At 44.0% G+C, this 14,791-nt stretch carries 11 protein-coding genes; 4 read left to right on the top strand and 7 right to left on the bottom strand.

Features of this window, described 5'->3' with window-relative positions:
• Positions 1-70 precede the first annotated feature (70 nt).
• Complete coding sequence (locus V7R42_RS12550; protein ID WP_334020600.1) at positions 71-1,111, top strand: 2-hydroxyacid dehydrogenase; 1,041 nt, start codon at positions 71-73, stop codon at positions 1,109-1,111.
• Between the two features lie 57 nt (positions 1,112-1,168).
• On the opposite strand, the gene V7R42_RS12545 is transcribed toward V7R42_RS12550, so the two are convergent.
• Both V7R42_RS12545 and V7R42_RS12540 read right to left on the bottom strand, forming a co-directional pair.
• Entirely contained in the window at positions 1,169-1,912 is a 744-nt protein-coding gene (locus V7R42_RS12545) for a methyltransferase (protein ID WP_334020598.1), read from the bottom strand.
• A 15-nt stretch (positions 1,913-1,927) separates the two neighbouring features.
• The gene (locus V7R42_RS12540; protein WP_334020597.1) at positions 1,928-2,689 is read right to left on the bottom strand and encodes a Nif3-like dinuclear metal center hexameric protein; all 762 of its coding nucleotides are present in this window, start codon (positions 2,687-2,689) and stop codon (positions 1,928-1,930) included.
• 230 nt (positions 2,690-2,919) lie between these two features.
• On the opposite strand from V7R42_RS12540, the gene V7R42_RS12535 reads away from it, so the two are divergent.
• A complete protein-coding gene (locus V7R42_RS12535) occupies positions 2,920-3,264 on the top strand; it encodes a hypothetical protein (RefSeq protein ID WP_334020596.1) in 345 nt (114 codons plus the stop codon).
• Between the two features lie 143 nt (positions 3,265-3,407).
• Here V7R42_RS12535 and V7R42_RS12530 read toward each other — a convergent pair whose 3' ends face one another.
• The 4 genes from V7R42_RS12530 to V7R42_RS12515 all read right to left on the bottom strand — a co-directional run bounded on the left by V7R42_RS12530 (position 3,408) and on the right by V7R42_RS12515 (position 10,639).
• On the bottom strand, positions 3,408-4,031 hold the full coding sequence (locus V7R42_RS12530) for a TetR/AcrR family transcriptional regulator (RefSeq protein WP_334020595.1): 624 nt from the start codon (positions 4,029-4,031) through the stop codon (positions 3,408-3,410).
• A gap of 102 nt (positions 4,032-4,133) precedes the next feature.
• Positions 4,134-5,168 (bottom strand): protease SohB, encoded by a 1,035-nt coding sequence (gene sohB, locus V7R42_RS12525; RefSeq protein WP_334020594.1) that lies wholly within the window; start codon positions 5,166-5,168, stop codon positions 4,134-4,136.
• A gap of 119 nt (positions 5,169-5,287) precedes the next feature.
• Complete coding sequence (locus tag V7R42_RS12520; protein WP_334020593.1) at positions 5,288-7,801, bottom strand: acylase; 2,514 nt, start codon at positions 7,799-7,801, stop codon at positions 5,288-5,290.
• Between the two features lie 240 nt (positions 7,802-8,041).
• The gene (locus V7R42_RS12515; protein ID WP_334020592.1) at positions 8,042-10,639 is read right to left on the bottom strand and encodes a VolA/Pla-1 family phospholipase; all 2,598 of its coding nucleotides are present in this window, start codon (positions 10,637-10,639) and stop codon (positions 8,042-8,044) included.
• Between the two features lie 320 nt (positions 10,640-10,959).
• On the opposite strand from V7R42_RS12515, the gene V7R42_RS12510 reads away from it, so the two are divergent.
• Positions 10,960-11,703: a YciK family oxidoreductase gene (locus tag V7R42_RS12510; RefSeq protein ID WP_334020590.1), complete on the top strand. Its 744-nt coding sequence runs from the start codon at positions 10,960-10,962 to the stop codon at positions 11,701-11,703.
• Between the two features lie 95 nt (positions 11,704-11,798).
• Here the strand turns inward: V7R42_RS12510 and glnS are convergent, their stop codons facing one another.
• Positions 11,799-13,466: a glutamine--tRNA ligase gene (gene glnS / locus V7R42_RS12505; protein ID WP_334020589.1), complete on the bottom strand. Its 1,668-nt coding sequence runs from the start codon at positions 13,464-13,466 to the stop codon at positions 11,799-11,801.
• Positions 13,467-13,764: 298 nt separating this feature from the next.
• Between glnS and V7R42_RS12500 the strand changes: the two genes are divergently transcribed.
• Entirely contained in the window at positions 13,765-14,787 is a 1,023-nt protein-coding gene (locus tag V7R42_RS12500; RefSeq protein ID WP_334020588.1) for a LacI family DNA-binding transcriptional regulator, read from the top strand.
• Positions 14,788-14,791: the final 4 nt, after the last annotated feature.

Genomic DNA, 14,791 nt, shown 5'->3' with positions numbered 1-14,791 from the left:
TAAATCTACGTAATTTGAATGTTAACGTGTTAAGTTTTAGTCGTTTAAAACGACTCAACTGAGCACTAGAATGAATACCACTACGCGCAAAAAAGCACAGTCAGATCTCAGCGACCTACGAAACAAAAAAATCGCTTTTTTTAGTACCCGCCCTTATGAACACATTCTATTTTCTGATTTACTGGAAGATCTGAACGATGCAAACCATGAACCTGTTAACGCCACATTCTTTGAACATCCATTAAACGCATCAACCGCAGCTAGCTGCAAGGGATACAGTGATGTTGTTGTGTTTGTTAATGACGACATCAACAAGGCTACAATTGACGTATTGAGATGCTGTGGTGTTAAACATGTGGCGCTTCGATGTGCTGGCTTTAATAATGTTGATGTGGATGCAGCTGCCAAGGCTGGTATTACTGTAAGTCGTGTACCCGCCTATAGCCCTGAAACGGTGGCCGAACACACACTGGCGCTTATTCTTACATTGAACCGCAAAACACATAAAGCATACAACAGGGTTCGTGAGGGTAACTTCAACCTTGGCGGATTAATGGGTTTTACCCTTCACGGTAAAACCGTAGGGGTCATTGGCACAGGCAAAATTGGTAAAGCGGTCATACGAATACTTATGGGGTTCGGTTGTCAGGTACTTTGCTTCGACCCATGCCCCAATGATGATGTCACGGTAATGGGTGCCAAATATGTCCCACTCAATAAACTATTAGAAGAAAGCGTTATTGTCACCCTTCACTGCCCACTTAACCAACAGAGTCATCATATAATTAATACTGAAAGCATTGATAAGATGCCCCACGGCGTCATGCTTATTAATACGTCTCGAGGCGGGCTTGTCGATGACAATGCCATTATAAAAGGGCTTAAATCGAAAAAAATTGGATATTTAGGGCTAGATGTCTACGAGAGGGAATCTGAACTCTTTTTTAACGATCACTCACAAGAAATTATTCAGGATGACATTTTTCAGCGCTTAACCACGTTTCCCAACGTTTTAATAACTGGCCATCAAGGTTTTTTCACGCAAGAAGCCCTAAATGAAATTGCCGTGACTACACTGAATAATATTATGACCGGAGACAACACGCTATAGTGAGTAAAACGTAGCAACTAGGTATTGACCAATGTTCAACCAGCTCAACAAACCGGGTTACGCTTTTTCTAGGATTAGCTGAAAGTACTTCCCAAGCCATAGGTAAGGCGCTTTCTTGTGATACTGACGCTCTAATGCAAGTAAGTCGTCAAATTTACTGGATTGATGGGTAATATCTCGCATGTAATCGTGAAAACAACGAATGCCTGCTTTATCAACGATATTAAAGCCCAGTGACTCACAATGTTCAACCACATGCATTGCACTTAGCGGCTGCTTTGGATTCAACCTGACTTGCTTTTTTACTTTCATCCCTTTCGCAATATAATCAAAATTGCCGTAAATGGCATTGGCAAATAAATTCGCATCTCGGTTAAAAAAGCTAAGGCTTAAACGAGCACCGGGCTTCATGCGCTCATACATAAAGTCAATAGCATCGAATGGTGCATCCAACCACTCGAGTACTGCATGGCAAATAACTAAGTCAAAACTGCCCAGATCTTCAATTTGCTGTAAAAACTGATGCCTAATTGTGATATTAGCCGCATCAGCAAGCAAAATCTCAGCTTGTTTAAGCACATCCCTTGACGCATCAGTTAGCACGACGGAATGACCTTTCGACGCAATGTGCGCAGTCATAACACCAGTTCCCCCGCCAATTTCAATAGCGCGAATTGGCGTTGCTAAATACGGCTCGAGAACATCACACAACAACGTATGTCTTAACTTTCCCTTTGTGGTGCCGTATATATTGTTGACGAACTTTTCTGCAATACCATCGAAGATACGATCGTTATTCATATACCACAGCCACCGTTAAGCAGGGTTACTAATGTCAACAAAATCAACAGATACCTCGAATTGCTGCGCAATATGTTCGCCTAAAGATTTCACACCGTAGCGTTCAGTAGCATGGTGCCCGGCGGCAAAAAAGGTAATTCCCATTTCCCTTGCAGTGTGAACCGTTTGTTCAGATACTTCGCCAGTAATAAAAGCATCCACGCCAAGTTCAACGGCTTGTTCAATAAAACCCTGCCCTCCTCCTGTACACCAAGCAAGCGTTGAAATAGGTTTTGATACTGGCCCTTCTATCAGAACATCTCTACCCAACAATTGCTGTAACTTGTTCTGTAACGCTGCTCCTTCAATTTCTTCCTCAAAATTTCCATGCATAACAACACCAACAGGCTTCACACCACTCACCGCACGTATATTTTGAATGCCTAATAGCGATGCAAGTTGTCGGTTGTTGCCAAATTCAGGGTGTACATCCAGTGGGAGGTGATACGCAAATAAATTGACATTATTTGATAGTAGCGCTTGAAGGCGGCGCTTTTTCATACCGGCAATCACTTGTGACTCACCTTTCCAAAAATAACCATGGTGAACAATTAGCGCATCGGCTTTGGCTTCAATGGCGGCATCAACGAGTGCTTGTGACGCAGTAACACCCGTTACTATCTTTTCAATTTTACTTGCGCCCTCTACCTGTAAACCATTGGGGCAATAATCACTGATTTCGCTAACCCTTAACATTCCATCAAGATAATTTTGTAGTTCTAGGCGGGTAATAGACACAAGTCCTCCGGTTGAAAGTTAGACAAATTGTTCAAAAAACGTTATAAGGAGACGCGAACGTTTAGCATTATACCTGTAATTAGACAAATGTGAGCGGTGAGTAGGTCCAATTTTGTTTTTGCGACACCTGCTTGCTTAGTCATTACGCTGGGCGAGATTTTGTCAGCGTTATAGCAATTACATACGTCGCATAGCGTTCGTCATCTTAACAAAATAAAGAGCAAAAAAGCATGGCAAACTTAGACAAAGACGCTGTGGTAGCAGCATTTACCGCGGCTTACAAAAAGGCAAACGGCAAAGCACCATCAATTGAGAGTAAAAGTGGATGGTACAGTGTAGACGGCGGTAAAAATGTACGCCTAGCACAACTTCATGAAATGACAGAGTCGTTAGTATCTGGTTCACCTGACATCACAAGTAAGAACGAAAAGAAGAAAACATCAAAGAGTGAAGCAAAAGCCGCGGCTAAGCCAGCTCAGAAAAAAACACATTCAAAAAAGTCTGGGTTCTCAGTTAAAGATTTTTGGGCTGAAAAACTCAACGCAGAAACGCCTGGCGCTATCGTCCCTCGATAATTTGCGCAAGGCGCTATCGTCAAAGCTCAATATATTTCACGTAACATGTGTGCTCTAAACGACACTTTTGTTACGTGAGCGCGCTACTTTCTGATATTACCTAGTATTGGCGACAAACTAGCCATAGTAAGAGCTTAATTAAATTAACTACCAGCAAGCCCTTGGGCAACGAACGGCACAAGGTGTTGGATAACTTCTTTTATGTCGACATGCTTATGAAAGTCAGACTCAGCAATTTCTGTTAACGCTTGGCTCGACGCCATCGAAAATACAAAGCTTCCCATCGCAAAATGCAATCGCCAGAACAACTCTTCCTCTGGTAGTTCAGGAAGACAATGCCTAATGGCGTCGACAAGAGCACGGATACAATCACCGTAATCGTTCATTAGAAACCTACGCAAGTGCCCTTGTGTTTCGTTGTATCCACGTCCCAGCAACTTAACAAACGTTGCAGTGCCCTGCTCCGAAATGGTATTAAGATTTAACATAGGAGGGATCAGCGAATATAAGAGTTGCTCAACGCCTTTAGCACCTTCAAGGGGTGACAAGGACGCTAAGCAAGATTCTATTTGTGGCATTAGGTGATCAAAGTACCGTTTAAACACAGCCTGAATTAAATTTTTCTTACTGCCGAAATGATAGTTCACCGACGCCAAGTTCACTTCAGCTCTTGCGGTAATTTCTCGCATAGATGTTTGCGTGAATCCACTTTGAGAAAATAAGTACTCTGCCGCATCTAATATATCGGTTTTAGTATGCCGTGCCATATTCTTTTTATTATCTTTTTAAGGTTAAAAATTTAACGTTCGTTTGTGTTTATAATCTTTCTTATCGGTCCTGCATATTTAAACACAAACGAATTTTCGCTATTAAAACCAGTAACGCGCTTTACTCATTAATTTCATAAACACGCGTTCAACAACATTCGCTGCCGACATTCCTAGCTTCTCCGCTACATTTTTCTTCACCGCATATTTAACACTAAATATTTCACGCGCTGGATAATGAGAAAGAATATAGTCATCAGACGTTGTAATGTCGTCGACCAAACCAAGAGACTTTGCTTTAACACCTGGCCAGTACTCACCTGTTGCGACTTTATCTATGTCCATATCTGGGCGCTGGCTTTGAACAAAGTCTTTGAACAGCACGTGAATTTCTTCAATTTCTTCTTTGAATTTCGCGCGACCTTCATCATTATTCTCACCGAATACCGTCAGTGTACGTTTGAATTCCCCAGCTGTATGTTGTTCAAACTCGATATCATTTTTCTTCAGTAGCTTGTTGAAGTTAGGCAACTGAGCCAGAACGCCTATGCTGCCAATGTAGGCAAATTGGGAGGCAAGCAATTTATCTGCAACACAAGCCATCATATAGCCACCGCTTGCGGCTACCTTATCAACCGCAATCGTTAAATTAAGGCCCTTTTCCTTAATACGCTGAAGTTGCGACGCCGCAAGTCCATAACCATGTACAACGCCACCGCCACTTTCAAGGCGCACCAAAACTTCGTCTTCTTTATTCGCGACACACAGAATGGCGGTAATTTCTTCACGTAAATGCTCGACTTCATTAGCATCCATAGACCCTTTAAAGTCAATGACATAAAGTCGAGATTTTTCAGGCCCTTCACCTTGCGCTTTGTCTTTCTCTTTACTTTTTGTTTTCGCTTCTTTTTTCTGTTCCTTTGCCAGCTTCTTTAATGCATTTTTATCTAACAGAACCTGTTTCGCGTAGTTTGTGATGTCTTTCAACTGCTCAGAAATAGACACGATCTCAAGTTGCCCTTTCCCGTGTTTTTGCTTACTCGCTACACCGACAATGGTCGATATAACCACTACGAAAGCAATAACTAGTGTCACTGCCTTAGCAACAAACAAACCGTACTCGTACAAAAACTCCAAACTTTACTCCTAGTAAAATAGTTGGGTAAGCGTCGTTGTTTACCCACAACGTAAATAGCGGCCATGCCTTTTATAAGGCAAAGCCGCTGTTCTCATTACGTTATAATACCAGTCTCGTCTTATTCTGACGATAGGGTAACTTGCTCAATCTTGTTAGCCTCTATCTCCTCGTCTGTAAAGAAGATATCTCTTAGCGTAGGCTGTGTTGAATAAAGTTGAGTTTGATCTAAGAAATGCTCACTGCCGTACTTGCGAGACTGTGAATAGGTTAAAATCCCCCGCCCCTTAGGACCCTCATCAGTAAAGCTAATGACCATCGCCCAACTGGTACCATAGTTAATATGATAGCCTTCGGCTTCTGCGCTCATTATGGTGTTACTGTTAACTGGTTCATACATATGACGCGGTAACAACGTACCGTTCCTATTGCTTATAACGTCAAAGACGTTAAAACCGCCCTCTACGTTGTGCGCCCCAGCCCACGGTAATTTGATACCAGATGCTGTACCGTTTGGCAGGCTTCGTTCAACAAACTGAACGTCACCTAGCGGCGCATCAAAAGCGACACCAGCTTGTTCAATAACAAGCGTTGCTCTTGCTAGTTGTTCAAGGGTGATTTCGTTTTGCATCAGCCCAGAAGGTGTCGTGACCGGTGAGTCAAGTGAAAACGGCGTTTCCCACTGCGGCGCTTGGTTAAACTGAAAAGCAAACTCCCTAAACACGTGCGCACCAGTACTCGTAAGATTCATAGTGCTATCCCAATCCTCTAATGCGGCGCAGGCCTGTGATACATCAACATCTGTTCCGTCTACATTTACAGGTGTCGCACCTCGTGCAGCGCATAGGGTAAGTAGTGAGGGCAATATGTTCTCTGCTAAATAACTCCTGTTGTTAAACAGTAAGCCTTCCACTTCGGCGGGTGTAAAGGTCCCGTCACTTCCAGCCTCATTTTCAATAAACTGTTGTCCCATTCTAGAGCGTAGCGTTTGTTGGTAGTCCACGTTTCCAAATAACGGATTATCCACAACAATAGGTGAATTTAAATTCGTCAGCCAATAGCTGTCGTTTGAATTTTGAACCGAATCGGTGCCTTCGTACTTAGGCGCTTCTTCATAAGGGACGGGACCTTCAAAATCGAACTGCGAAATATTACCCGGTAATACGGTAAAGCCAGCTGCCGCCTTAGTTTGAATAAGTTGCGGATTTGTTGTTAGTTGCTGTATTGCGGTTTCAGTTAAATTCGGCACGGTAGAGTCGTCTATATAGAAAACCTGACCATCAGCAGACGCCGCCATCGTATTATTGAAAATAACACCATCGTATTCTTTGAACGCCTGCTTAAACTCGTCCATTGATGTTGCCATATTCATAGCAAGCCAATGGTCTACGATATCAAGGTTAGGCAAATTCGCGTCTTTTATGGCAAACGCATTATTACCATTCCAATCAAAGTTACCCGGAACCTCAATCATCGGACCATAATTGGTGTAATAAGCGGTTTTATTAAGCTTGATGGTTTGTCCACCACCTACTGCAACGTCAATTTGAAGTGGCTTCTCGTAAATGGTGCGTCTGTTACCATCAACTAAATGAGTAAGTCCAGATTCATCGTTTTCGTCGAGAGTGAGCTGGTACACAACGAAATGTTCAGCGGTCGAGAATGTGTGGGTCCATGCGACGTTTTCGTTAAATCCAATATTTACGGCGCCAGGTAACCCCATCAAGGAACTACCTGTTACATTTAAATGACCTGGTACTTGAGCATGAAAGTTCCAAAAGCGTAAGTTGCCTGTATGAGGAAAGTGCGGGTTACCCAATACCATACCCTTGCCATTGGTTGTTTTGTCGCTCCCGAGTCCCCAACCATTTGAACCCATTTCTTGAGGGTTTCTCTCTGGTAAACTAACAGTAGGCGTAACGTTTAATGACAAGGTAATTTCAGTTGATGAAGAGGCCGATACGGGCAGATAACTTTTGCCTTCAGGCGCGGCTATAAACATGGGCCCAAGGAAATTAGCTGCCCCAGGAAGTAAAGCCACACCTAATGAATATGTTAGAAGATCCACACTATCAATTTCAGTAACCCAAGGTTGACCTGCACAACTTTGATCTTGATCTTCTACAGGTGTTTCACTTAAGTATCGATTGTACCCAGCCGTGTATCCCTGAAACATTGCACGTGAGTTTGCAGACATTCGCGGTAAGTTTTCTTCTGCTAACTCTCTAATCCCTAAAGTAAGAAAACCAAAGTCATTAATAAGGTGCTCTGAGTCCCCGCTGCCAGGAACCTGGTCTGGCCCGAAATACTTAGCTCGCTCAGAATTGTACTTAACAATTTGATCTGCCAGTACACATAAGTTGTCACGTGCAAACGCGTAACCTACACCGTACGCCATACTTTCTAAATTATCGGCTTTTACGTGTGGAACGCCATAAGTAGTCCAAGTTACATCAGCAGACAATTTACCGTCAGTTGAAAATGCTTGAATGGGGGTTGGTGCTGGATCGGGTGTGGTGGGCGCTGGTTGTTCTACGTTTGAAAAGTCGTTGTCGTTGTCGCCGCACGCCCCAAGTAGCGCAGTAAGAGATAACGCAATAAGCGTCCGTTTAGCTTTAATGGTGTTGTTAATCATCCCAATTGTTCCCTAATGATAAATGAAAAAGGTCAACCACTCTTACCGCACGCGTCTATAAAGCGGTGTTAATTACAACAAAAGTAAAACTGATCGGACCTGAATTTACACTACATTAACATGCTGAAACATTCAAACAACAATATAATTTTTAAACGAAAAAGCCGGCAATAATGCCGGCTTTTTATTAGTAAAGTGAGCCCAGTGTTATACTGCGCCTTTCGTAACAATTACACGTGACTAGTTTGCTATAACACTCTCATCAGAAATTGGTAGCACTAAAGCGTCTGAAGCAATATACCCTGCCACTTCTTTTTGCATTTCAGTGGTTACCGCTTCGCTGGCTGCCGGGCTTAAGCTAGAAGCGTGTGCACCGCTATTGAACAGTACCAAACCGCTAATGGGATCTGCCACAGGCCCTTGTGTTGTAGTGACCTGTTCTAAGCCAATGATAGATGCCAGTGGAAGCTGACCGGACAACGGTAACGCTGTTGAAATTGGAATAACCTGATCCGGTAGATTCGCATCGCTACCATCACCTACAACAGTCATCATATGAACAGGTGTATTGCTACCTAGTGTCTGCGCGTAGTTAGTGGGATCACCTGCATCCATCACAGTTTGAGCGGCGAAAGCAAACTCAGCAAATACCGCGTTCACTTCTGCTGCTTGCTCGTCAGTGAGGTTGTCTTCAAAAACCGCTACCGCCGCACGAAGCTGCTGTTCGCTTACTTCTGCGGTGTTATAGAGCTGATTTAGCAAGGCAACAAACTCTTCCGAAGCTTGAGACAGCAACAAACCTTTAATAAGTGGACCAAACCCAGCTGATTCAATCAGGAACTGTGCGACACCGCCCCCCGGAGACTCAAGAGAAGCTTGCTTAACAGCAAACATGCCGTCAAGTGCCGCTAAATCGTCGCCCATTGATGTATTTGCAACCGCGGCAAAATTACCACCTGTAATTGCGCCTAAAGACACGCCCATAATTGATACACGTGACATATCAAACTTAACATTTTGCGCAGCAGTAGTATCTACAACGGCATTTAGTCCTAAACGCAGACCGAGTAAATCTGAAACACTTTGACGTAAATTATCGCGAGCCGTTGGCAGACTTTGTAAGTTCATATAGTGTACGGCACTTACCGATGTCGCATTAATTTCATCCGTTCCGTCGCCGTTTAGGTCAAAGCCACGGCTACCGTGCAGTGGCTGGTCGATAGCCACAGATGCGATACCTGCAAGAGACAAGGCACCAGTGATAGCAAGCATATCTTCTTTTCTACTGGTAATACCATGCGCCAAAATAACCACTGGCCACCCTGCTTCAGGCATGCTAATAGGAACGTTCAGCGCACCTGCAATAGCTGGATCAGGAATGGTAACCTGAACGTCTAAGGTTTCCGTCCCCATGTTTCCACCTCTTGGTTGTGGATACGGATTGAATTTAGTAATGTTTCTCGCACTGTCTAACATTTCGCCGTTAATTCTAACGTCAGCAAGACCCAGCGAAGAACACATAGCTGCATTTGGCCCTGGTTCTGCGGTGGCAATTACCTCTTGCGGTGTACCTGCTAGCACAATGCCGCTGTCACATGCCGCTTTCCAGAATTCGTTTACAGGTGCTTCTGGGTTCTCGGCACTTGGAACGCCTAAGAAATAAGGCAGTGCAATGGTACCTTCATAGCGCTGCGCTGCGCAGAATGGACCGGCCTGCGCTAAAATTCCTTTAGAAACACCAACTGCAAACTCATTTAACGCCCCCCATTGAGCAGAAAGTTGACCGGACGCCGTTCCAGCAAGCCCTGCACACGTTTCCAACGAGCTGAAGTCAGTCGCATCAATAGCAGCTTGAACAGCATCCGGTTGACCTTGTTTACCCGCTTCAACCACACCAGCAACAACGGTCTCATTAACTAGCCCTATCGCCTCCATGGCATTTGGCTTAGCAGGCACGTCGTTGACTGTAATCATTGGGAGCGCTGTTGGTGCTGATGGGTCACCGTTCGCTGCAAGCTGAGCAAAACGGCTAATCATTACCTTTTTGATGGTATCGAGCGAGTTACTTATAGACTGGGTCGTGAAAGCAGAGACATAAGTAATGTCCTCACGTTCATAACCCTCGCCTAGCAATGGATTAACCAATGAATTTACAAGACCCTGCAGTTGAAGCTGAGCGTCACTCGATAAAGGATTAGCGTTTATATCTTGTTTTACTGAATCCCAAGTCGTAGACCCTTTTACAGCTTTTCCTGAAGAATCTTTCAAGTCGGTTGTCATGACTAACATATAACCCTGTGCAGGCTTCAGCGGCTTAAGGGGAACAAAAGTAATGGTATTACTGTCCGCTAAGCTAAGTACATAATCAACACCAAAGGTTAGCTGATCGCCAAGCTTACAACCCGCAGACGGTGTTGTAACCTGCGCACAATCTGGATCACTTTGATCAAGCCCAAGGGTTGCTTCAAAGAGCAATACGCCAGCAGATAATGTGCTCGCATCTAGCGACGCGCCCGCTGGTGTGTCAACGTTGATAACAAATGGGTGCTGAGTAGACCAACCGTCTAACACATTCAGTGCATTTTGTGGATCACTAAAATTTGTAGGGTCATCGACAGGAATATTTAGTGTGTAATCAAAGAAACCGTCGTCGCCCGGGAGCATTAGAAGGTCATTAGGTATGTTCAGATTCCCAGTGGCTGGGTCAAAAACAATACGTGAAAATGGTGTTTGGACTTCTGTTTCGGCCTGAATGTCGGAAAGGGTTTCATCGGAGCCACCACAGCCTGCTAGACCCAGCGCAAGGGCCACACTGGAACTTAATACGAGTTTTCTCATCTCTACTCCCTACAAGCATTGTTGTTATTCTGTGTCTAAAACCTAACTCTATTAAAAGTAGCTTGCTCTACCCTGTCTTTACAGGCGTAGGTGATAGTTTTAAACATGTTAGACCAGTTGTATCTCCCTCAATCTTATTGACTTTGTTGCAACTTTGCAAAGTTTTGTTAACTACTTTTGTTAACTTTTTTTACGTTTAAAGAAATTTTCATTCATTGTTTTACTTATGAAGCAGTCTAAGTATGATCTGAGACCTCACTTTCTATTGGGCTTTAAGGGCCTAATCACTGCGATAAAATTTAACCTTTTGAAGGAAAACGATGAACAATTACAACGCACCGGCGGATTTGTTACGCGATAAAGTTATTCTTATCACTGGAGCTGGTGATGGAATTGGTGCTCAAGCCGCAAAAACGTATGCTGCACATGGCGCTATTTGTATTCTGTTAGGCCGCACTGTGTCTAAGCTTGAAGCTGTGTACGACGACATTGTCGCAGCAGGTGGGCAAGAGCCCGCCATTGTCCCTTTAGATATCAAAGGCGCTACGCCCTCTCATTATCAGCAAATGACGCAAACCATTATCGACCAGTTTGGTCGACTAGACGGTGTACTTCACAATGCCAGTATTTTAGGTCATCTCGGCGCATTTAAAGATATTGATGCGCAAGAATGGCAAGACGTGATGCAGATAAACCTAAATGGCATGGTTTTTATGACTCAAGCGCTTATTCCCGCGCTAGAAAAGGCGCAAAGTGCATCGGTAATTTTCACTACCTCTAGCGTAGGCAGAAAAGGTCGCGCATTTTGGGGAACGTACGCCGTATCAAAATTCGCAACAGAAGGCGTTATGCAAACCCTTGCTGATGAATATCGAAATAAGTCACTGCGCTTTAACTGTATTAATCCAGGTGGTACCCGCACACAAATGCGCGCTCAAGCGTTTCCAGCAGAAAACCCTGATACACTAAAAACACCTGAAGATATTATGCCTACGTATCTTTATCTTATGGGCGAAGACAGTAAGGAAACAACCGGACAGTCACTTGATTGCCAACCAAAGTAATTAACGAAAGCAATGTTCCATTAAACAAAAAAACCGCTTAAGCAGCACTTAAGCGGTTTTTTATTTACAGCGCATAAATGGCTAAAGGCCAGTGCCTACTCGCCCATTTTGGCCCATGTATCTCTTAGACCTACAGTGCGGTTAAAGACCGGCTTGTCGTCTGTGCTGTCTTTATCTACACAGAAGTAGCCGGTGCGTTCAAACTGCCATGCTCCCACTTCAGGAACATTGTCAGCCAAACCAGCTTCTACCCAACCTTGCTTGATTTCTAGCGAATCAGGGTTGATCGCGTCGGTGAAATTTTCTTCTGCTGCGGGATTAGGTACGTTAAACAAACGGTCATACAGTCTAAACTCTGCTGCCTGTGCCGTTGCAGCATCTACCCAGTGGATAACGCCTTTGACTTTACGACCGTCAGCAGGATCTTTACCTAACGTATCTGCGTCATAAGTACAGTAGACAGTAGTTACATTGCCATTTTCGTCTTTTTCAACGCGATTAGCTTTAACTACGTATGCATTACGAAGACGAACTTCTTTATCAAGCACAAGACGCTTGAACTTTTTGTTCGCAGATTCACGGAAGTCTTCTGCTTCTATATAGACTTCTCGACTAAAACCGATGTTACGCGTACCCATAGTTTCATCGTTAGGATGATTAGGCGCAACCAGTGTTTCAGTTCGACCTTCCTCATAATTCTCGATGACCAGTTTTATCGGGTCTAGCACCGCCATTGCGCGAGGCGCATTTGCATTTAGGTCATCGCGGATACAGGCTTCCAACATGGACATTTCAACCATGTTGTCCATCTTGGTCACACCAATACGCTTGCAAAATTCCACGATTGAACCCGGCGTATAACCGCGACGACGCAAGCCTGCAATGGTAGGCATGCGTGGGTCATCCCAACCATTTACATGGCTTTCATCGACTAACTGGATAAGACGGCGTTTGCTCAACACCGTATACTCTAAATTAAGGCGTGAGAACTCGTACTGTCTTGGCGTACATTCGATAGAGATGTTTTCGATAACCCAATCATAAAGACGGCGGTTGTCCTGGAACTCTAGCGTACACAATGAATGCGTTATCCCCTCGATGGCGTCTGAGATACAATGTGTAAAATCGTACATCGGATACACGCACCATTTGTCATCGGTTTGGTGGTGGTGCGCGTGCTTAACGCGATAAATTACCGGGTCACGCATACACATAAATGGCGATGCCATATCGATTTTCGCACGCAGACTACACTCACCTTCTTTATAATCGCCTGCCGTCATTTTGGCAAACTCACTAAGATTAGTTTCAACGTCTGTATCGCGATAAGGGCTGTTCTGCCCCGGCTCTTTTAGTGTACCTCGCATTTCGCGCACAACGTCTTGGGTAGAAAAATCGACGTAGGCTAAGCCTTTTTCTATTAGCTCAACTGCGTATGCATGAAGCTGGTCAAAATAATTCGATGAATAGCGCGCTTCACCGTCCCACGTAAATCCAAGCCACTGCACGTCTTCTTTAATTGAATTAACGAATGTAATGTCTTCTTTCGCAGGGTTGGTATCATCAAAGCGTAGATTACACGTACCTTTATAGTCCTGTGCAATACCAAAATTCAAGCAAATAGACTTGGCGTGGCCAATATGTAAGAAACCATTCGGCTCTGGTGGGAACCGGGTTTTAATAGCGTCATGTAGACCACTAGACAGGTCTTTATCAATAATCTGACGGATAAAATTGGTCGGACGGTGTTCAGTCTCGGCCATTCGCTTGTTCCCCTTATGCACGTAATATTTCAAAATCTTGCTGAGTATAACACTCTCGCAATTACTTCAACCATGTTTTATTCAAAGAAGCCTGACAAGTGATTGAATTAAGAGCGAACCATGGGTTATGCAGTCAATTGAAGCCTTTGCCAAAAACGCGTAACGATAAACAAAAGCTAACGATGTATTAACTTTGCATGGCTTTTATGCGTCTGTGCTGCAAAAAGCACGCGTTGGTTCGAAAATATGGTAATCTAATTTTGCGACAACAAGGTCGTAGCAGCAAATCATGGTGTTTATGAAAGAAAAAGCAACCTCTTTTGACATTGCCCACTTGGCAGGTGTTTCGCAGTCGACGGTTTCGCGAGCGTTAAATAATAGCCCGTTAGTTAATCAAGAAACTAGAGACCGCGTTCAGCGTATTGCCCGGGAGCTCAATTACAAAGTGGATAAAAACGCGAGTAACTTGAGAAAGCAAAAGAGCAGCACAATTGCCCTACTCTTGTTTGAAGATCCTACGTCCGATGATTCGATGATTAATCCGTTCTTCCTAGCGATGCTCGGCAGTATTACTCGCGCGTGTGCGCAAGCAAACTATGACCTGCTTGTGTCCTTCCAAAATTTAGATGATGACTGGCACGCAGAATATGAAGACTCAAATAAGGCTGACGGCATTATTCTATTAGGATATGGCGACTATACTGATTACCAAAATAAAGTTGCGCAACTTGAATCACAGGGCACGCACTTTGTTCGTTGGGGTGCACCAGATGAAGCCCACCCAGGGGTGAGTATCGGTTGTGATAACTATCAAGGTGGCCAAAGTATAACATCGCATTTAATTGGTTTAGGTAAAACATCCTTTGCCTTTATTGGCGACAATGGCGACCACGCCCCAGAATTTAAAGCGCGCTTTAACGGTTATTTTGAAACACTTCAGGCTTATGGCCTTAACCAGTCAAGTGTTCAGCGCAATGCCATTTCGACTGAGGACGCGGGGTCAGAAGCAGTGAAATCTTTGCTGCAAAGTGGCGAACTTCCCCAGGCGATTGTCTGTGCATCTGATCTCATTGCAATGGGGGTATTAAGAGCGCTGCGTCAGGCAAAGGTGAATGTGCCTGACGATGTAGCCGTGGTTGGCTATGACAACATTGCTGTATCTGCTTACACTACACCTTCTCTTACCACCGTTCAGCAAAATACCAAACTTGCAGGTGAATTACTGGTGAATACGTTATTGAAAGCCATTAATAATGAAGAAGTACAGGATTATTTGATGCCCGCAGATATCATTATTCGTCAATCTTGTGGAAGCGATTAAAAGC

The organism is Alteromonas sp. S015 (assembly GCF_036864485.1).
Taxonomy (GTDB): domain Bacteria; phylum Pseudomonadota; class Gammaproteobacteria; order Enterobacterales; family Alteromonadaceae; genus Alteromonas.
The sequence above is the reverse complement of the archived record's forward strand: the minus strand, read 5'-3'. Positions and strand labels throughout refer to the sequence as shown.

Bases quoted from the DNA above. Each gene is read 5' to 3' on its own strand.
- V7R42_RS12550 (WP_334020600.1), top strand. From the start codon at position 71: ATGAATACCACTACGCGCAAAAAAGCACAGTCAGATCTCAGCGACCTA.
- V7R42_RS12545 (WP_334020598.1), bottom strand. From the start codon at position 1,912: ATGAATAACGATCGTATCTTCGATGGTATTGCAGAAAAGTTCGTCAAC.
- V7R42_RS12535 (WP_334020596.1), top strand. From the start codon at position 2,920: ATGGCAAACTTAGACAAAGACGCTGTGGTAGCAGCATTTACCGCGGCT.
- V7R42_RS12530 (WP_334020595.1), bottom strand. From the start codon at position 4,031: ATGGCACGGCATACTAAAACCGATATATTAGATGCGGCAGAGTACTTA.
- V7R42_RS12520 (WP_334020593.1), bottom strand. From the start codon at position 7,801: ATGATTAACAACACCATTAAAGCTAAACGGACGCTTATTGCGTTATCT.
- V7R42_RS12515 (WP_334020592.1), bottom strand. From the start codon at position 10,639: ATGAGAAAACTCGTATTAAGTTCCAGTGTGGCCCTTGCGCTGGGTCTA.
- V7R42_RS12510 (WP_334020590.1), top strand. From the start codon at position 10,960: ATGAACAATTACAACGCACCGGCGGATTTGTTACGCGATAAAGTTATT.
- glnS (WP_334020589.1), bottom strand. From the start codon at position 13,466: ATGGCCGAGACTGAACACCGTCCGACCAATTTTATCCGTCAGATTATT.
- V7R42_RS12500 (WP_334020588.1), top strand. From the start codon at position 13,765: ATGAAAGAAAAAGCAACCTCTTTTGACATTGCCCACTTGGCAGGTGTT.